The 20344-nt window shown below is 44.3% G+C and carries 11 protein-coding genes; 9 read left to right on the forward strand and 2 right to left on the reverse strand.

Annotated features, from left to right (window positions below; all coding sequences use genetic code 11):
- Nucleotides 1–2: 2 nt before the first annotated feature.
- A complete protein-coding gene (locus HXT55_RS03090) occupies nt 3–1157 on the reverse strand; it encodes a succinate dehydrogenase/fumarate reductase iron-sulfur subunit (RefSeq protein ID WP_421792794.1) in 1155 nt (384 codons plus the stop codon).
- 144 nt (nt 1158–1301) lie between these two features.
- Between HXT55_RS03090 and HXT55_RS03095 the strand changes: the two genes are divergently transcribed.
- The 6 genes from HXT55_RS03095 (at nt 1302) to era (ending at nt 6957) form a co-directional block, all read left to right on the forward strand.
- The gene (locus HXT55_RS03095; protein ID WP_004114863.1) at nt 1302–2099 is read left to right on the forward strand and encodes a 16S rRNA (uracil(1498)-N(3))-methyltransferase; all 798 of its coding nucleotides are present in this window, start codon (nt 1302–1304) and stop codon (nt 2097–2099) included.
- Between the two features lie 112 nt (nt 2100–2211).
- Nucleotides 2212–2580, forward strand: a complete 369-nt coding sequence (locus HXT55_RS03100) for a histidine triad nucleotide-binding protein (protein ID WP_004114864.1) — start codon at nt 2212–2214, stop codon at nt 2578–2580.
- Between the two features lie 3 nt (nt 2581–2583).
- A complete protein-coding gene (locus HXT55_RS03105; RefSeq protein WP_064622875.1) occupies nt 2584–3831 on the forward strand; it encodes a PhoH family protein in 1248 nt (415 codons plus the stop codon).
- 2 nt (nt 3832–3833) lie between these two features.
- The gene (gene ybeY, locus HXT55_RS03110) at nt 3834–4361 is read left to right on the forward strand and encodes an rRNA maturation RNase YbeY (protein WP_004114866.1); all 528 of its coding nucleotides are present in this window, start codon (nt 3834–3836) and stop codon (nt 4359–4361) included.
- Nucleotides 4351–5883, forward strand: coding sequence for a hemolysin family protein (locus HXT55_RS03115; RefSeq protein WP_415705103.1), 1533 nt, complete (start codon nt 4351–4353; stop codon nt 5881–5883). Before ybeY ends, HXT55_RS03115 begins: the two co-directional genes overlap by 11 nt.
- Nucleotides 5884–5892: 9 nt before the next feature.
- On the forward strand, nt 5893–6957 hold the full coding sequence (gene era, locus HXT55_RS03120) for a GTPase Era (protein ID WP_421792460.1): 1065 nt from the start codon (nt 5893–5895) through the stop codon (nt 6955–6957).
- Nucleotides 6958–7307: 350 nt separating this feature from the next.
- On the opposite strand, the gene HXT55_RS03125 is transcribed toward era, so the two are convergent.
- A complete protein-coding gene (locus tag HXT55_RS03125; RefSeq protein WP_285067296.1) occupies nt 7308–9374 on the reverse strand; it encodes an AMP-dependent synthetase/ligase in 2067 nt (688 codons plus the stop codon).
- Nucleotides 9375–9763: 389 nt separating this feature from the next.
- Here HXT55_RS03125 and HXT55_RS03130 point away from each other — a divergent pair, with 389 nt between their 5' ends.
- The 3 genes from HXT55_RS03130 (at nt 9764) to rpmE (ending at nt 20305) form a co-directional block, all read left to right on the forward strand.
- Nucleotides 9764–10381, forward strand: a complete 618-nt coding sequence (locus HXT55_RS03130) for a 50S ribosomal protein L25/general stress protein Ctc (protein WP_004114880.1) — start codon at nt 9764–9766, stop codon at nt 10379–10381.
- A 321-nt stretch (nt 10382–10702) separates the two neighbouring features.
- Nucleotides 10703–19990: an InlB B-repeat-containing protein gene (locus tag HXT55_RS03135; RefSeq protein WP_421792463.1), complete on the forward strand. Its 9288-nt coding sequence runs from the start codon at nt 10703–10705 to the stop codon at nt 19988–19990.
- A gap of 102 nt (nt 19991–20092) precedes the next feature.
- Nucleotides 20093–20305: a 50S ribosomal protein L31 gene (rpmE, locus tag HXT55_RS03140; protein WP_004114884.1), complete on the forward strand. Its 213-nt coding sequence runs from the start codon at nt 20093–20095 to the stop codon at nt 20303–20305.
- Nucleotides 20306–20344 lie beyond the last annotated feature (39 nt).

The following is a 20344-nucleotide window of genomic DNA, read 5'->3' on the forward strand; positions in this document are numbered from 1 at the left end:
GGCTAGTTTTCCTTCATTTTTCGCTCATTTATAAGCGTTGTAAGTTGCCAAATTTCTTCTCCAACGTCGATTCCGCGTGGGCATTGCCTGGAGCATGCTCGCACGGATTGGCACGCGCTTATGCCGTCGCTAGAATCCGCCAAGTCTAATCTTCGATTAGTGGCGTTATCTCTAGAATCGTTAATAAATCGCGCAGCATTTATAAGCGCTGCAGGCCCAATAAACGCTTCTCCGCCTGCATAGACTGGGCAAATTCCTTCACACACTCCGCACATTATGCAATTGCTTAAAAGCTCAAACTTTGCAAGCTGCTCTGGGTGCTGCAAAAACTCAATAATCGCAAGTTTTCCGCTGCTGTTTCTTGTTTGAACATCTTGCGCTTGCAAATATGGCTCGAGTCTTTTAAGCTGTGCAATCATTGGGGAAAGATCGCAAATAAGATCTCTTTGAATAGCAAAGCCTGAAAGTGGCGCAATCTCAATAATGCCAAAGCTTCCATTTTGGATTAGTGAAGATATTTCTTGAGATTTCACTTGCAGATTGTGATTTTCATCGACTGATGATGTTGTAGTTGGTGTTGCGGTTGCTTGCGACTTTACGCTACCAGTTTTTCTAAAACCGCTTGATCTAACACCTTGAGTTTGTGTATTTTGCCTAGCGTTTTGGGCGATTGTAGCTGTGCAAAGTAAAGTGGGCATGCCGTTTACGTTTGCAGCATCAGATCCGCAAACGCCGTGACCGCAAGAGTATCTAAATGCCAAAGTGGGGTCTATTGTGCGCTTAATTTTAAGCAAGCAGTCTAAAATCGTGTCATTTTTGCGCGCGCGAATCGTATAATCTTGAATCCAATGTTTTCCTCTTAATGGTTTAGCTGGTAAATCGCCAGAATTTTGCGTTGAAAATGGGCTACTTTTGCGCTTTTTTGCAAAAGGGCTTTCTCTGTGCCTTCTAACTAAACCAGGGGAGTTAGTGGAGGCGATTGGTGCTGAATCGGTGGATGAATCGCCAGCAACCGCGGAGTCGCAAGTAACCGACGAATCGCAAGAATCGTCATTTGGCGTAAAACGAGATACGCGAAAAGTCACAAAAGCTTCATCGCTTGTAGTGCAATCTTGATTATTAGAATGCGCAAAGTTGCGTCTAAAATCGTCAACCATTTGCGCATACCTCCAATTCATATAATTCTAGTTTGCCATAATACTTGCACAGAAATACTTGAGCGAAAATGCAGAAGCAGAAATACTTGAGCGAATCACAGAAGTAGCAAAAATGTTGGCTGCGCCTAACGTTAGGCTTAAATTATGACAGATGCTTTGTTTTTGCTGGATACGAATAAAGACGATGCGCCCGTTCTTGCAAATGGGATTGAAGAAGGGTGGACTCTTAGCTTGCCTCAACACGTTAAAAGGCACGCAATAAGCGCAATGCGACTTTCGGATGGCGATTCGCTAGACCTTTCGGACGGCAAAGGAGTGCGAATTCACGCAACGATTACAGACAGCGAAAACGGCTTAGTTAGAGTAGATTCGTTCATAAAAGAACCAGCGCCAACAACCCGATTAACGCTTATTCAGGCTCTCGCAAAAACGGGTCACGACGAGCAAGCAATAGACATGGCTACCCAAATTGGTGTAGACGAAGTAATTCCTTGGTGCGCAAATAGGTCGATTTCAAAATGGAAGCCAGGGCGCACAGATAAGCGATGGAATCAAGTGCTTGAGGCTGCAACGGAGCAATCGCGCAGAGCGTGGATTCCACAGCTTTTAGAACCAGTTACAAGCAAGCAGATTCTAGCGATTTGTAGGCGTGCATGCGTTTATGGAAGCCTTGTAGTTGTTTTGCATCAAGACGCAACGGATTCTTTTAGTCAAATCGAAAACTACGTAAACGACTTAACGGAAAAATGCTTAAAAGATGGCAAAACGCGCACTGTTTATGTAGTTGTGGGGCCAGAAGGCGGAATTAGCGAAGAAGAAGTGCAAAGTTTTATAGACGCTGGCGCCAAAAGTTGCGTTTTAGGAAGCAATATTTTACGCGCATCTACAGCAGGGCCAGTATGTTTATCGTTGCTTTCTAGAGCACTTGGCAGGTATGAGTAGTAAGCAATCTTTGCAAGCTTTGTGCGTGTTTTGTGTAAAATAGTAAATGGTGTTCGGCAATAAGAATTGCAACAAGAATTGCAATAAGAATTATTGAAAAGTGGGCAAAATAATGGATAAAGCATGCAAAACATACAAAACTGACGACGATTGCATTTTTTGCAAGATAATTGATGGGCAAATCCCAAGCAGCAAAGTGTATGAAGACGATGAAGTAGTGGCTTTTAAAGATATTAATCCGCAAGCCAAGGTGCATGTTTTGATTGTTCCGCGCAATCATTACAAGAATGTTGCAGATCTTGCTCAAAATGATTCTGATGTTTTGGCTCATATTGCATGCGTTGCGCAAAAAATTGCAAACGACTTTTATAATGGCGATTATCGTCTTGTTTTCAACACTGGTTTGGGAGCTGGTCAAACCGTGTTCCATGTTCATGCTCATGTTTTAACAGGCGAAAAACTTGAAGAAGGTAGTTTATAAATCGTGGCAAATAGTACAACGCGTATTGTTCAAATTCCAAGCGAATTAAGCCCAGTTGCTGTTTTGGGAGCAGCAGATTCAAACTTAAGAGAGTTGGAGAAGGCTTTTCCAAGCATAGATATTTCCGTTCACGCGGATTGTGTGAGAATCGTATCTAGAAGCGCAAGAAGTGAAGAAGACGCTTGCAAAGCCGAACACGCGTTGCGCAAAATAGTTGATTGCGCTTACGAAGCTCCTGTTGATTCTTATGCTGTAAAACGCATGCTAGAAAGAGATGTGCTTAAAGGTAGCGAGCATAATGTGCGAATCGATAGAATTGGGCACAATGGCGGAGTTTTAGGCGGAGCGTTTAGCGGATTAAAGTCTTTTGGTACTGGAGCTGAATCTGGCTTTGGAACTGGCGCAATGGAAAGCGATTTTGCGCGCGGTTCTGCCGATTTAATGCCATCTAGTGAAGATGCTAAAAGGCGTGCAATGAGCAGAAAAGCGCGAATGGCTAAAGGTGTTATAACGTTTGCGGGTGGAAATCCTGTTCGCGCAAAAACAGCGGGTCAAACAGCTTATGTTCAAGCAATGGAATCAAATACTGTAACGTTTGGAATTGGGCCTGCTGGTACTGGAAAAACGTATTTAGCGGTTGCTAAGGCGGTTAGAGCTTTAGAAGATGGGCGAGTGCGAAGAATAGTGTTGACGCGCCCTGCTGTAGAAGCTGGGGAAAATCTTGGATTCTTGCCTGGAACGCTAAACGACAAAGTAGACCCATATTTAAGGCCGCTTTATGACGCGCTTTCCGACATGTTGGGAGCGCCGCAACTTAAGAGGTATATGGACGAGAACGTTGTGGAAGTGGCGCCGCTTGCATACATGAGAGGTCGCACGCTTAATGACGCTTTTGTTATTTTAGACGAAGCGCAAAATGCTACTGTTCAGCAGCTTAAGATGTTTTTGACGCGTCTTGGATTTAACACCACAATGGTGATTACAGGGGATAGAACGCAAGTTGATTTAGCGGTTCCAAAATCTGGATTAGCTTCGATTGAGAACGTGCTGAAAGACGTTAAGAGTATTGCGTTTGTTCACTTAAATGCGCAAGACGTTGTTAGGGCCGAGCTTGTTGGGCGAATCGTAGAAGCGTATGAAGCGTGGGAAAATCGCGAGGCTGATTTTAGGCGCGAGAAGGCTAGAAATAGGAAAAGTCTTGAGTCGCAAGCAGCCAACGAATCGCAAAATCTTGAGAGGAATATCAAGTAATAATGAGTGTTGAAGTGATGAACGAAACCGTTTGGCAAATCGACCCAAAAATATTCTCCGACCTTGGAATGTGGGTTTTGCAACAAATGCGAGTAAGCGTTCAATCCGATTTGTCAATTACTTTTGTGGACCCAGAGCCAATCGCTAGTCTTCACGAAAAGTGGATGGACTTAGAAGGTCCTACAGACGTTATGAGCTTTCCAATGGACGAGCTGACTCCTGGAAGCGACGACAAAGTGAGTGAAGGAATGCTTGGAGACCTTGTGATTTGCCCGTGGGTGGCGGCTCAACAGGCAGCAGCGGCAGGGCATAGCACAATGGAAGAGATGCTATTGCTCACGATTCACGGAATGTTGCATTTGCTTGGATACGATCACACTACGCCTCAAGAAGAAAAGCAAATGTTTGGCTTGCAAAGGCAGCTTTTGCTAACGTTCTTTGCGGCTAGATCTGGCGAGCTTTACGATGCCACTTTGCCAGCTGGTGCCGTAAATGAGCTGGAAGAATACGAGAAAAATCATGCTAAATAACATTACAATTCCGCCGATTCCCGGTTTGCCTGCACATATGTGGGCTTGCTTGTGTGCGATTGCAATAGTCGCAGTTTTGCTTGTGTGGCTTTCGCTTGCAATGGCGGCGGCGGAAGGGGCTGTGCCAAGAGTTACAAGGTCTAGTCTTAATAATCTTATGATTGAAGAGCAAACGAACGATAACGAAAGTCAAGTCGTTCGCTTGAGGAAGCTTGCTAGAATTCGCAGAGCAAAAAAGCTTATAGCAGATAGGTATGCTACGAGCGGAGCGTGCGCATTTGTGCGAATCGTGTGTAACGTGTTGGACGGCGTGGCTTTTTCTGCAATCGCGGCGACTCTTGGTGCGCCTCTTTGGTTAACGCTATTAATCGGGCTAATAGTTGCAATGATTGTTGCAATTGTTTCTGTTCTTGTGCGGCCAAGAGCAGTGGGAGCGGCTCAGCCAGTTTTTAAGCTGATGCGCTTGTCTAGAATAATTTCGATTGCTGTTTTTATGAATCCGTTTGCAAAAATCGCAAGTCGTGGAGATTCGCAAAATCAAAGCCAAAATCATAAGAAGAATGCTGCTCTTTCCGACGATGAAGAGTTGGAAAATATTCAATTAGATCAAGCTAAAGCGAGTATCGATAGGCTTGTGGAAGCAAACGATTTTGACCCAGAAGTTTCAGAGATGATGCGCAACGTGCTTACGCTTTCCGACACGTTAACGCGCGAAATCATGGTTCCGCGAACCGATATGATTTGTGTTAAAAACGACGAAACGCTGGAAAATTTCCTAAAATTGTGCTCAAGATCTGGATTTTCTCGCGTGCCTATAATTGGCGAGTCGGTTGACGATTTGGAAGGAATCGCGTATTTAAAGGATGCTGTGCGCGCAACCGTGTTTAATCCAGCAGCATCTGAGCGCGCAGTTTCTACGATTAGTCGAAGCCCAATGCTTGTACCAGAGTCCAAGCCAGTGGATGATTTATTCCACGAAATGCAGCGAATCCGACAACATGTTGCCGTTGTTGTAGACGAATATGGCGGAATTGCAGGGCTTGTTACGATTGAAGACGCGATTGAGCAAATTGTTGGAGAGCTAGAAGACGAGCACGATCGCACTCAGCACGCGGATCCGCAAGAGGTGAGTAAGGGTGTGTGGAAAATGCCTGCGCGCACGCCTATCGCCGATTTGGAAGATATTTTTGAAGTGCATATAGACGAAGACGATGTAGACACTGTGTTTGGGTTGCTTACCAAGTTGCTTGGAAACGTGCCGATTGTTGGGTCGAGTGCTGTGACGAGAGGTCTTAAGCTAACCGCGGTTGATTCTGCTGGGCGACGCAAGAAAGTCTCCACGATTCTTGTTGAGCGAGATATTCAAGGATTTAAAGATATTCAAGGTCTTAAAGAAGACGATAGCGCTGGAAAGAGCGGCGGAAAGAGTGACAGCAAGGCTGATGCCAAGAATAATGGCAAGAATGGCGATAAAGATAGTAGTAAAGATAGCGAATCATCGCAAGTTGATGGCGATAAATAGTGTTGAATTATGAATGATATGAAAGATGTTAATGATATGAGTGACGATATGGAAGATATGGAAGATATGAATGACGAAATGTTTGCTAATTTAGATCCTTCTCTAAAAGCGAGCGTAGAAGTGCCTGATTTTAACGGCTATAAATCGGGATTTGTTGCTGTAGTAGGCAGACCAAACGTTGGAAAATCAACGCTTATGAACGCGCTAATCGGAACGCAAATCGCAATCACGTCTTCTCGCCCAGAAACAACGCGCAAGGCGATTCGCGGAATCTTAACAACTCCAAACGCGCAAATGGTGTTAGTTGATACGCCAGGAATCCACCGGCCGCGCACTTTGCTAGGCCAACGTTTGAACGATATTGTAGACGAGTCGCTTGCGGATGTGGATGCTATCGCTTTCTTGCTTCCAGCGGATCAAGAGATTGGGCCTGGAGATAGAAGAATCTTGAGCCGACTTCGCTCCGACTTTGCCAAAAAAGACGCGTCTGGAAACTGGGTGTGGAAGGTTCCGCTTATTGGAATCGTAACTAAAATTGATACGCTAAGCCGCGATGAGTTGGTGTCTCATTTGATTGAGATTCAACAGTTTGCTGATTTTACTGATATTGTGCCAGTTAGCGCTTTGGAACGCGACAATGTTGACGAAGTTAAGAAGGTTTTGATTGACAATCTTCCAGAAGGCCCGAAGATGTATCCAGACGATCAGCTTAGCGAGGAGAGTCCTTCTAGCATGATTGCGGAGCTGATTCGTGGGGCTTTTCTTGAGGAACTTGACGACGAGTTGCCACATTCGCTTGCGGTTGTTGTAGATAGCATTGTGCAACCAGGAGATGAGGACTATGCACAATATGACGATAATAAAGCGCATGTGATTGTGTCGGTGTATGTTGAGCGCGATTCGCAAAAGCCGATTATTATTGGGCGCGGTGCGGAGCATCTTGTGCGCGTTAAGAAGCGTTTGCGCACTGCAGTGAATCGTATTACGGGCGCTAAAGCTGTGCTCGATTTGCATGTGAAGGTTGCAAAGGGGTGGCAGAGCGATCCTAAGAAGCTTGAGCGCTTGGGTTTCTAGCGCGACGACCTGCCTTTTCGCTTAGAGCGTAGCGCGAAAAGGCAATTCGGAGCGCTGAGCTTGCTTAAGGTTGAAAGCACGGTGTGCTTTCAACGCAAGCGAAGACGTTCGCACGGCTAATCCGTGCGAACGAGGACCTGCCTTGTAGTGTGTTTGTACCTAAAATACGGCGTGTCGTCATACAAACGCACTACATGAAGCGTCGTTTTTTCCGCATTTTGTTGCTGATTTTCGTGTGTAGAGCTACAAAAAGCGGGATCGTGTGTAGATACAAAAAACCGCGGAAGACTAGTCAGTTATAAGACCAGTCAACCGCGGTTTTGGGCGATTTGCGAGTTACGCTTTAGGCGCTACTTCTTGCGAATCGTGTACATTTGCGTGTTAAGCAAATTGGCGTATCTGTTAATAACTCGAGGGCGAATAATCTTCATAGAAGCCGTCATTAAGCCGTTTTCTTGAGTAAACTCTTCTGGCAAAATAATGAACTTTCGCACAGACTCCGCGCGCGATACGCCCTCGTTTGCAAGATCCACAAACTTTTGAACTTCCGCACGCACAACCGCGTTATTTGCTGCGTCTTCCATGCTCATAGTCTCGTCCAAGCCCTTGGTTTTAAGCCAATTGCGCAAAATCTCCTCGTCTAAAGTCACAAGAGCAGATATAAATGGCCTCTTATCTCCAAGAACAAGAGCTTGAGACACAAGCTCGCAACGCTTAATCACTTCTTCAATAGGACCAGGAGCCACATTCTTGCCGCCAGCAGTAATGATCAAGTCCTTCTTGCGACCAGTAATGTAAAGCATGCCATCGTCGTCAATTCTGCCCAAATCGCCAGTAGCATACCATCCGTCTTCTGTAAACGAAGTTTCGGTCGCCTCTTCATTCTTGTGATACTTCTTAAACACGCAAGTGCCCTTAATTTGCACTTCGCCATCTTTAGCAATTCGCAAAGTGAAAGCTGGGAAAGCAATGCCAACGGAGCCTTCGCGGAATGGAACGCCAATAGGAGTAAACGCGCATGGGGCGGTGGTTTCTGTAAGACCATAGCCCTCGTAAACTGGCACACCTGCGCCGCGGAAGAACGCTAGCAGCTCTGGATCCAGTGGTGCACCGCCAGCAACAATCCAGCGCGCACGCCCACCAAGCGCTTGGCGAATCGGGCGGTAAACGAGTGGGTCGTAAGCAGCGCGGCGAGCCTTTGTTAGCGCCTTAGCATCTCCAGAATCCTGAACTTCCTTCATGTATTGCTGAGCCGTAACAACAGCCCCCTGGAAAGCAAGTCCCTTAGCTCCATGACCTGCCTTTTGCGAAGCTGCGTTATACACTTTTTCGAGAACGCGCGGAACAACAATCATAACTGTTGGTTTTGCGACTTGAAGGTCGGATATAAGCGTTGTAATGCCTTGCGCAATGTAGATTCTAAGCGTGCTAGCAACAACAATATAGTTGATTGCGCGCGCAAACGAATGGGCTTGAGGTAAGAATAGAAGCACAGAACCATTAGGCTCGCTAAGCAAGTCTGGTAAGTAGGTTGGCAAGTTTAACGCGGTTGTGCAGTAATGCTCATGCGTCATTTCCACGCCTTTTGGCGCAGCTGTAGATCCAGAAGTGTACACAATAGAGCACAAGTCGGTTTTTTTAACCGAGTCAATTCGCTCGTCTAGTTCTTCGTCGCTAACGGAGTATTCAAAGGCTTGTAGTTCCGCCAATCCGCCTGTTTCTATGCAAATAATGCGCTCAAGGCTTGGGCATTCTTCAATAGCTCCATCTGCCTTGTCTTTCATTTCAGTTGTGCCAACAATCAAAAAGCGCGAGTCGGAGTTGTTTACAATGTTGCGAATTTGCTCGGCAGAATCCGTATCGTAAATTGTAGCCAACACGCCTCCGCAAGCCATAACTGCAGCATCAACAACATCCCACTCATACGAGGTTTTGCACATTAACGCAACAGCGTCGCCTTTGCGCAATCCATAGTGAATCAAGCCTTTTGCGGCTTTTCTAACTTCTGTAAGGAACTGGTTGGCTGTTTTTGTAACCCATTCATCGTTTTCTTTGTATGTGTAAAGTGGATCATCTCCCATTCTTGCTGCCCTGTCTGCATACAAGTCGTAGATGCTTGTGCCTTCGTCTAATGGCGGATTTCCGTCCGTTTTTGTGGTTAGCAAGCCAGTTTGTGGGTCTAGGAAAGTGGTGGTTTGTAGTTGAGAACCCCATTCGTCTACTCGTGGAAGATACTGATTTTGCTGAAGCAGATTATTCTGTTTATTCTGTGATCCGTCTTGCTGATCTTGTGGAATAGAATAGTCTGGTTCTCCTGCGATGTCGTCGCTTACTGGGTGCGCGAAGTTGCTGCCAATTTGCAATGCCTTACGAGCAAGATTGAAAGCTTGCTGCTGGAGTGTATTTAGGACGGACACATCTGCTCCTTAATTTTGCTAAATGCTTAAATTTGCTAATTTATTTTGGTTAAATCAGCTTGTTTCGAGCACATATTTGTTATGCGCCTTTGACTATATATACATGATAATCGTTGGTGTGATTCAAGTCACCTTTTGGTGTTGGATTTGACTTTAGACTTTATCTGTCTAAGTGTTTTTATAGACTAGATAAGTTGCTTTGGCGAGGGAATAACACTGCGATACTTGCGATAGGCGCTTTGCGATTCGTTGGTTGCTTGCGATTGTTGTGTAAGTTCCGTTATCGACTGGGCTGATAGCCAACTTATGGTGGTTTTCGGCGCGTCGGTGCGCCTGAAGCTGGATTTAAATAAGATTATCCGCATAATCCAGACCATAAGGAGACCGATATGGCTACAAAGATTACACTTGAAGGCGAAGTTCGCAATGAATTCGGTAAGGGCGTTGCTCGCCGTTTGCGTGTTGCCAATTTGATTCCAGCCAGCATTTACGCTGGTGGTGCTGAACCTGTACACGTGACTCTTCCAATGAGGGAGACTACTCTTTCTCTTCGTCACGCAAACGCTTTGTTCACTATTAAGTTCGGCAATGAGTCACGAATCGCAGTTGTTAAGGACGTTCAGCGCAACCCTGTTAAGCGCATCGTTGAGCACATTGACTTCTACGAAGTTAAGGCTGGCGAAAAGATTGACGTTGAGGTGCCAGTGTTTGTTGAAGGCACTCCAAAGGGTGCTGCTGTTGCATTCGTAGACGTTCAGGAGCTTAAGGTTCGCGCAGACGTTGCCAACTTGCCAGAGCGCTTGGTGGTTAATGTTGACGGCTTGACCGATGGCACCAAGGTGTTTGCTAAAGATGTTAAGCTTCCTGAGGGCGTTGTGCTCGACATGGATGGCGAAGAGTCTGTTGTTAGCGTTACTGTTCCAGAAGATGCTGCTACAGAAGAGACAGCTGCCGCTCCTGCTGCCGATGCTGCCGCTCCTGCTGCAGAAGCTCCTGCAGCCGAGTAAGGTTTTGCTTAGGATTTTCTAAGATTTTATAAGCCGCGCATAGTCAAGATTTTCTTGGTTTGCGCGGTTTTTTTTTGAAAAATCGAGAATCTCTACCAAGCATGGTATTTCACTTAGTACAAGAAACACCAAAAACACAGAAATTGCAATGCTTATGGGGGGGGGGGTATCCATAGCTTGTGCTTAAATAATAAAGGTTAAGTATTTTTTTTGGAGTGCACTGGTTGCTAAACATTGCCGTATGTTGTGTATTTTGATTGTTAAATACTAAACGTGCATGTTGATTCTATGTACTAGATGTAACGGAGTTTGGGAGTCGAATTGGCTAGAACTAAAAATAGTGGTAGTGACGTTTTAAGCATTAAATCCGCTAAGCATAAGAGCGTTTCTGGCGACGCTAGTAACGCTAAGAGTGTTAAGAGCGTTAAGAAAAATGCTAAGACTGCTAAGCGTTCTTCCTCGTCTACTGCTACTAGTGCTTCTGGTCATCGCCTTGGCGTTGCAGCTGTAGCTTTAGCGTCTACATTGTCTATGGTGTTGCCTGGCGCAGCGGCTTTAGCTAGGACTTCTTTTAACCCTGATTCTTTTGATCCGTCTTATGTAAATAGTGTTGCTAAGACTTCTGGCAAAGGTGCTGGGAATGGCGCCGGCAAAGGCTCTGGTAATGGCAAGGGCGATGGAAACGGCTTATATAAGAATGGATTGCTTAACACGGGTGCTCCTTCTGATCGCACTACGCGCCATATGTTTGATTCTGTTAAATATTTAGCTAAAAATACTGATTCTAATTCTATCGCTGAAGGCGTTGAGAATCAGGAAACGGTTGCTGGCGATTCTTCCGTAGGTGTTAAGGATTCTGGCGAATATTTTGTTACAAATGGCGATTCGTCTTCGCCTTCAAATCGTTCTTTTGATACTAATAATTTTGAGGATAGATCTGCTACTAGTAGTGCAGATAATAGTGCTACTAAGACTGCGACTAAGAGTGAGCAAGATACAGCAAGTTCTGAGATTGCAAAACATGTAAAATCTGCGAAGAAGTCTGATGCAAAGCATACTAATGCTGAGCAAACCAATCCAGCTGAAACTGGTAAGGTTGCGGAGAAGCCAAAGTCGAACGCGTCTGTACATGCACATAAAACGACTGAAAAGCCAACTGCTGCAAAACCTAAAGTTGAAAATTCTGTAAAGCCAGCAGATACAAAGGCTTCATACACAAAGCCGGCTGCGACAAATCCTGATGCTGTAAAGCCGGCTGCTGCTCCTGCAGCGAAGCAATCTGCACAACCAGAAACTTCACAGCCTGCAAGTGCAAAGACTGTTGCGAAGACGGAACCAGAGGCAAAGGCTGAACCAAATCAGAATACAGCGCAGACTGAACACGCTGAAAATCAGCAGCCTGCTACAGAGCAGAATACAAACGCACAACCTTCAAGCACTCACGAAGAAAATGCGAATACAGTAAACGATGCAAATAAGCCAAAAGTGCGTTCTCGTAGGAGTGTTGATGAAAGTGCAAACGGTTCTAACAAGGGGAGTAGTGTAACTCCTGCAAGTAATGCGCCTGAAACTCCGTCTGCTTCTGCACCTTCAGCAGGTACAGAATCTAGCGCTGGTGCTGGAAATACAGCGAGCCCAAGTGCAGAAGGCAATGGCAATGCTCAAGGGGGACAAGGTGCGCAAGGGCAAAGTGCAGAAAATCCAACTGTACAAGGCACTGCACAAGGTTCGCATGATAATACGCAAGGTGCAGTTACAGGTACAGGCGTCACTGGCAAAGATAAAAGCGCTACGCCTTCACCTGCTTCACCTGCTTCTACACCGACCGCTGGCACACAGAACACTGGCACAACAACTAATAACGCAGCAACTGATCCAAATAGCCAGGTAATTAAGCCGAATACAGATAATCCAGAGGCGAAGAGCACAGAGCAAGCCAACGAACAGGTACAAACTGACAAAAAGCCAAAAGCTACGTACAATTTGCAAATTCGCTATACGATTGGTGGCGCTGCGAATAAGCAGCTTGTGCAGCCGTACGAGCTTACGATTGACAAAGCCGGCTTCGATAATCTTGGCAAAGATGGCAAGTACGAATATATTGAGCTTCCAAAGTCTGCTGGATACCGCCCATCTGTATATCATTCAGGCACATACCAGTACTACATTAAAAACGATAAAAACGAGTTCGTTATTGACGACGGTACGAATGCGGACGCTGTTCGCTACTTGCGTCTAGACAAAAATCTTATTAAAGAATACGCTGTAAAGAAAAGGCAGGCTGTTGGGGGAAATAACGTCGCTCAAGCTCCGCAAACCTCATCATCTCAAACAACTACAAATCCGCAATCTTCATCCTCTACGCAGATGCCAGCAGAAGACGGCATTCAGTACTACGGCGAGTTGAACATCAACTACGCTCCTAAAACAGCTAAGTACTATGTGCGTCACTTGGTGCAAGATCTCGATAATAAGGATAAGTTTATCGATGCTCCTAATTTGGGTATAGGTAAAGTAATTACTGTAACGCATAAGGATGGCACTACTGAGAAAATACACGTTACAGAGATTACTGGCACAGTTGGCTCGGATGTAACAGCTGTTTCAACGTACATCCCAGGCTACGAACCGGAGCATAATCTTATTAGCTCGCCGCTTTCGGATTCTGAAGATGAAAAAGACAAGCTAGTTTTGAACCTTCGCTACTACCGTAAAGCGTATGAAGTTACGTACGATTCTGATGGCGGCACGGATGTTACTGCTCAAAAAGTGTATTACCAGCAAGATGTGCCACAAGTTACGAACCCAACTAGGCGCGGTTACACTTTTAAAGGATGGTCTTTAGTAGATCCTAGCAAAGAGAGTGATCCGCTTTATGCTGAGAATACTATTGTTTCTCTTGATGACTACAAGATGCCGGATCACAATGTGCAATTCCGCGCTAATTGGGAAGCGAACAATACTACTAGCTACCGCGTGAACGTGTGGGTGCAAAAAGCGGATTTAGTTGACAAAGATAATCCAAATTCGCTTAAAAACTACGACTTTGTTGGTCTTGTTGAGCGCAAGAATGTGAAGACAGATAGCGACGTTGCGCTTGATAAAATGGATGATGCCGGCGTTGCTAATGATACTAATAAGCTTAATGGTGAAAACGAAGATAATTATGTAGAAAACCCAGAGCTTGGCTTAACTAAAGAAGAGCTGCAGGGAAAAGATTCTGACCATAAGACTGGCTTAATTTCAAAGTTCAACTGGATGAACGATACGCCTGTAACAAGCTTAGATGGGTACAATACCGCGAATCCTGGTGCCGCTGAAAATAAAGGCAAGGATTTATTTACGCGCTACTTCCATGTGAATAAGGAGCTTACTAAAAAGCTTAATACTGAGCAACATGATTTTGTGCCGGGTCGCCCAGATTTAGGCAAACGTAGTAAATCGCAGCTTTGCGCTGACGACTTAAACAACACTCTTAACTTAGTTTACGACCGCAATACTTACGAGCTTATTTTTGCTAAGCCTGCTGGTATAAAAAATGATAGCTTAAACAATGCTGCTATAAAAAGAGAAGATGAGCATGGAAATAAAACTATTTATTGCTATGCTGGCGGCGGAAATTGCTCAGATGAGTATGATGACAAAAACGAAGATGACAGCGGTAATGCAATTAACCATAAAGGTTACCGCGTAAATGTTCGTTACGGTCAAAAGCTTACTGATATTTGGCCTGATATAAATGAATTAGATTTTAATAAAGAAGATATAGGCTCTTTAGGATGGCAGCTTGGATATTCAGGGAAAGTAGAGTATCGTGACACTCCTCCGTATCGTTTTACTATAAAAGAATTTGCTGACCCTAGTTTGCGTGTTGCTCTTAAGAATGGTGCTGGAACAGTGCCTAAAATTAGCGATGACCCTGAGAGTAATACCCAAACTGCGTACGAGCTAAAAGATAATCAGCGTCTGCTTACTGCTGATACCAGTAGTACAAGTGCGCCTATACAGGTGATTATTAGGAAGCAAAGTATTGCGTCTGCTAAAAACGGTGGCGATGATATAGACGACAATGATTATGAGCTTTCAACTGATTCATATAGCAAAGATGATACTTCCAACGATAGCTATAAATATACAGCTCCATCTATTGCAGGTTTTAATCCTGCTAATGGTTATGATAAGACAAAAGTTAGTGATTCGTTAGATTCAGACGACTTTGAAGATAAACGGGAAGAGTGGTATAACGAATCTCATGGTCATGGGAATTGGGATGATTTAAGTGATGATGAGAAGAATGCTTTTGCTAAAAAGTATCATTTAGCATTTCGAAAGTATAGGGGCGTTCCAGTAGATGAACAAGAAGATTATTCTGGTGATGTAACTGAATTTGAAACTAACAAACTACTTGAATTTAGGTACAACCGCAAGTCGTACGATGTGCAGTTTTATAACGCGGATGGCAAGGCTATAAAGGACGGCAGTGGCGCTGCTACAGAAAGCTTGCCGTTTGAATATAGCTTGACTAAGCGCGGCAAAAAAGATTTGACGGGCGAAGACAAAGATTTATACGGAAACGATACATCTTATGATGCTTCTGTAACTAAAGATGGTGGTGATAACACCGCAACTCAGTTCGATGGCAAGTACACATTCACACTTAACGGCAAGACTTACTCCATCGTTCGCCCTGCTGATTTGCCAGAAGACTATGTGTTTAAAGGCTGGGCTGTTGATCAGGCTGGTACTCAGTTTATAAATGGCGAAAACAAAGATATTACAATGCCAGTCAACGGCATTAAGCTTTACGCTGCCTGGGGTAAGCCAACTAATATTAAGCACACTGTGACGCTTGACTACCATATGCCTGGAACTGACGAAAACGGCAATACTATCCAAGATGTAGTTAAGAAAAAAGAGTTCGCTCGCTACAATGTTATTGACGAAAAGAATGATATAAAGGTTCCAACGCGTAAGGGCTACGACTTCTACGGTTGGGAAATTACTAAGAACGGCAAAACTTTGCCGTACGCTTTTGGCAATAAAGTAGTAGAAGATATAAAGCTTGATGCAGTGTGGGTTAGGGATACTCGCTACAACGGTACTTTTAAGCACATATTCTTAAAGCCAGGGTACACGTTTGCTGACTATAAGAAAGAGGGTCTTTCAGACGCAGAAAAAGCCGCGATGGTAGACCACGTTTCTACTCAAACGGTTTCCGGCTTGCGCGAGCATTTGCGCTACAATGCTGAAGCAGTCTACAGTGATGAAACACACTTCCCAGATAAGCATTTCACGAGCTTTGAAGCCTCGAGTACTGAATCTGAGAATACTGGCGAGTTCATTTACCAAACGTACAATACGCGCAAGTATAAGGTAAAGTATATTGATCAAAACGGTAAGGAGCTTCTTCCAGAAAGCGAAGTCAGCTCTGTAAACAGAAAGTACGACGTAGTATTCTACAAGCCGATTGAAGGCTTTATGCCGGAAAGCACACAGCAGAATATTACTTATACTACTGATAGCGAAGATAAGCAGACTAACGGTATCCCTACAATCACCTTCAAGTATAAAGACGTTCGCGTGCTTAAGCGCCAGGACGATAATCAGTATCGCCCAACCAACTACACGCGCTACGTGTTCAAAGTGGATGATAAGCAAGGCTCTATGGGTAGCGTTGTTGACTGGCAAAATAATAATGTAGCTGACGGCTCTGCTCTTGTGTACGACGCAATTAAGGGCACGAAGGCATACCAGATGCCACTTCCAACAGTGAAAGCAAAGCAAGGCTATGAGTTTGATGGCTGGACTTCGCAAATCGGTTCGTATGATGCTGGCTCTACGAAGCTTCAGTATGCTGATGGCGTAAGTCGCTTGCCGATTCGCTCTGAAGAGCAGAACAGTCCTGAGGTAATTTACACTGCTCAATTCAAGCTAAAAGCTCCTGTTGCTGCAGCTCCGCAAGTGCTTAAGCCAACTGAGAATATTAGTATTGCAAATAGTGATGATGCTAAGAAGCTTATAACGAATGCTGGTGATTATCCAGATGGTGCTAAGTTCAGCTTTGCTGATGGTGAAAAGTTTGACAACACTCCAGGCTTGCACAAGATTAAAGTGCAAGTGAAGCTTGGTGATAACAGTGCTGAAGCTGAAGTGCTGTACCGCGTGCTGCCAGATTTGGTGTACGCAAGCGATTGGGATAAGTTCAAAGCTACCGACTACGGCAAAGCGCATATTGACGAGTATGCGCCGATTACTTTTACCGGCAAGAATGATGAAGGCACTATTGTTGGTCACGATGGAGATAATGCTAATCATCCTGCTGGCGGAGAAACTACTCTTACTGCGTACGTTTATAAGGGTAAGGAAGTTAGAATCCGCGTGCCGCAAGCCTTCGGTAAGGATCACGGTCAAGATAATTACTACTATGTGTTCAAGGGCTGGGCGACGAAGGTTGTAGAACCGACTGCTGAGAATCCAAATCCAGAGCAGAAGTACGATATCGATCCTGAAGGTCGTTATAAAGATGTTACTGTTGACGATAATTCTGGCAAAACTTACACCGCTGTTTACAAGAAGATTGAATACTTCTCTAGCACTTCTGACGGTGGTGAAGTTCCTAAGGATGCTGTAGTCGCAATCTTCAAGCCTGCTCCAGGGCGATTGTGGAAGGATGGCACAAGCGGCCCTAAAGTGTTCTACGTAAAGAAGGGTACTGATCTTGAGAAGATTACAAAAGAAGGAAGTGGCGCATTAGCTTGGCTTAATAATCAGCTAACTGGCGCTAAGGGAACTTGGTCTCGAAGCAGCATGCTTAACGACGGTAAGAAGGTTGATTCAATTCCAAATGTCGCTGACTCTACTGACAAGTGGAAAGTCAATGAACCATTCCAAGAGTTCGTGGCAGATCAAACCCCTTGGACAGAACCAACAGTGCAGACTGATTACTTGGTCGCTGTGCAAGATAAGCCTGACACGCTTCCAAAGTTAACCGATTTTATAACTAATATGCCTCAACTCAAAGCAGATGCTGCTACGAATAATGGCGTAGAAGACATAAAAGTCGAATATGATTTACCAACTGAAGCTGAACAAAATACATTAAAGCAGAAGATGCTTAAGAAACCTGCTTTGTACACTGTTCCTTTGAAAGTTACAGTTAAGTATAAGGATGCAGCAGATTACAAGACTTATAGACTTGTAGGACGCTTAAAGGTGATTTACCAGTTGATGTACGATAAGAGCCTACCGAAACCAGATAGTACTCAGCCTTCACATCAGCCTGGCGATACTAATCCTCTTACGGGTGTTGCTGCAGAGCGTGATCTTGTTCTCAATAAGGATAAGTATGTTAAGGTCAACTTTATAAATGCCAATCAAGTTGATCATAAAGATCAGGGCAGCCTTGATAAAGATACTACTAAGCTGTACTACGTTCTTAAAGACGATGTTACGGGCGTAAAAGCTCCGCAAGCTGTTGGCAAGGATTATGACGCTGATGGATACCATTACGTGTTCAAAGGCTGGAGGAAGCTTGAGAATTTTGTTGATAATGATAATTCTGATGCTCGTTCGCGTGCAAGAAGAAGCTTAGCAAATCAACCTGAAATTCCTGTCACTACTTTGATGGTAAGTGAACCAGCATCTGCAACTAGCGTTGATGTGCAAAACGCGAATGGTGAAAAGTTGTTAACGAATGATGAGATTCGCAAATTAAAGTACTCTGAAAATACTACATACCAAGCAGTGTATGAAAAGGTGATGAACATCATCGACGCGAAGAGTAATGAGAAAATTCCAGATAACTACGTGCCGTATGTGTTCTTACCAGCTTTCGGAAGGAAGTGGGATGATGGCTCATACAAACCGAAAGTTATCTACTTTAAGTCCGATAGTACTACATATGAAAATGACGTTAATAATAAAACTAATGAGTTAAAGCAACAGCTTAAGGGCTTTAGCAAGTGGGAAGTTTATGATGCAGGCAACAAACCTGTTCCGTTAACTGACACAAATAAGAATAGACAAATTCGCGTATATGTTGCAAATCAGATTGCTGATATGCCTGTGAATGTATCTCAGTTTGTTAAGAGTGTTGGAGACGAAGTTCCTGCTCCTGATGAGCTTGTGTCTGGTGTTGATCCTAATAACCTAGAGATTGCGGGCATGCATGGTGCGGGTGTAGCTTATTCTTCCGGTGCCAATTCCGTTCGTATTGCAAAGCCGGGCATTACTACTGTTAGAGTGAGGGTTGAAACATCTGATCCAAATAAGAAGGGTGCAAAGATAGTACGTTATGAAAATGTACCTATTCAAGTGCTTCCGAATGTGATTGCAGAGAGAGATTTACCTTCAAGTAACAGTCAAGCAGGAAAGTTTATTTTAGAAAACTACACAAAGGTAACGTATGTAGCTGGCAATGGCGGAACTATGCAGTCACGAGTACATACATACTGGGTGCGTAAAGATAGAATATCTGAAATAAATAATTATATTCCAGACGTTCTTGCTAACAAAGGTTACATATTCAAGAATTGGGATGAAGTATCTTACTCTAAACATATTGATACCATCTATAACAGTGCTGATAACCACAAATCAACTGATATTGAGCGTGAAACATTAGCTAAGATTGCTGAACGCTATGGCATGTCGTTTACAGCTAATGTAATCCGCAAATCTAAGAATTCTACATTTGCGGCTATAAAGAATATTCTTGCTGAAGCTATAAATAACGAGAATATGAGTTATGAAGCAAGTCGTAATAGATTGGCTATTGTTGCTGAAACATTAGGAAAGTCATATACGGCAAAAATAATTCGTAATTCACAACACTCAACTATTGAAGCTTTGAAGAATTTACTTGTACAAGCTGGTATTACTGACGCTGATATTGCAATGGTATTCCCAGAAAGCGAAACCATTATTACTGCAAACTTCGAGAAGATGGCTCCTATGAAGTTTAAGTTTAGTGGTTCTGCTCGCGAGGGTATTCTAACGAACTTCAGATTGCAAAACATGACTGAAGGAGATGTTAATAACACAACGGTTACAGTAGATGGCAAGACATTAACTATTAACGAGTTAGTTGCTCAAGGCTTGACTTCTGTAAACGGCATTAACGCAAATTGCGCTGGTACTGAATGCAAGATTTCTGGCACGCCTAAGATTGTTGACGGCAAGCCGAAAGTTGAGCTAACGTTTACTACTACCGATAAGTATGGTCGCGAAGCGGAAATTACTGTTGAAATTGATGTGATTTCTGAGAGCAAACCTGCTCCAACGCCTGTGCTGCCAGCTCCTACACCAGCTCCGTCAAAGCCAGAAGAAGAGCCAAGACAAGAAGAATATCCGATGCCAGAATCATATCCGTATATTCTAATGCCTGAATCTCCTTTGACTGAAGTCGTACCTGAACAGGCTACGGAACCGAAGCAAAAAACAGAGCCAGAAGCTGTGAAGGATACTGCAAAACAGCCGTCAGAAGCTCTGCCTCAAACGGGTAGTGACGTTACACAGTCCGCGTTAATCGCCAGCTTGTTGGCATCTGTTGGTTTAGCTGTATTTGCTGCTAAGCATCGCAGACGTAAGAACGAAGATAACGAAAGTTGATTTGTTGAGTCGAGGGTGGTGACTAAAATAGCGAAGGTTCCGGTTCACGCTCAGCTATTGGGGCTTTGCGACCCGGGTCGCCCGAATTCCATAGGAGACATTATGAAGCAGGGTATTCATCCCGACTATCACGCAGTGCAGGTTACCTGCTCCTGCGGAGACACTTTTGTAACTCGTTCCACCGCAAATGGCGATCATATGACGGTTGACGTGTGCTCAAAGTGCCACCCATTCTATACCGGCAAGCAGAAGATTCTCGATACCGGCGGCCGTGTGGCTCGCTTCGAGAAGCGCTACGGTAAGAAGACTAAGTAGCTTTTTAAACGCCAGCCCTGCTTTCGTGTAACTCGCGGA

Source organism: Gardnerella sp. KA00718, from assembly GCF_049244285.1.
In the GTDB taxonomy this organism is placed as follows: domain Bacteria; phylum Actinomycetota; class Actinomycetes; order Actinomycetales; family Bifidobacteriaceae; genus Bifidobacterium; species Bifidobacterium vaginale.

Coding starts and splice junctions, on each gene's coding strand:
- HXT55_RS03090 (WP_421792794.1), bottom strand. CDS start 1,157: ATGGTTGACGATTTTAGACGCAACTTTGCGCATTCTAATAATCAAGAT.
- HXT55_RS03095 (WP_004114863.1), top strand. CDS start 1,302: ATGACAGATGCTTTGTTTTTGCTGGATACGAATAAAGACGATGCGCCC.
- HXT55_RS03100 (WP_004114864.1), top strand. CDS start 2,212: ATGGATAAAGCATGCAAAACATACAAAACTGACGACGATTGCATTTTT.
- ybeY (WP_004114866.1), top strand. CDS start 3,834: ATGAGTGTTGAAGTGATGAACGAAACCGTTTGGCAAATCGACCCAAAA.
- HXT55_RS03115 (WP_415705103.1), top strand. CDS start 4,351: ATGCTAAATAACATTACAATTCCGCCGATTCCCGGTTTGCCTGCACAT.
- era (WP_421792460.1), top strand. CDS start 5,893: ATGAATGATATGAAAGATGTTAATGATATGAGTGACGATATGGAAGAT.
- HXT55_RS03130 (WP_004114880.1), top strand. CDS start 9,764: ATGGCTACAAAGATTACACTTGAAGGCGAAGTTCGCAATGAATTCGGT.
- rpmE (WP_004114884.1), top strand. CDS start 20,093: ATGAAGCAGGGTATTCATCCCGACTATCACGCAGTGCAGGTTACCTGC.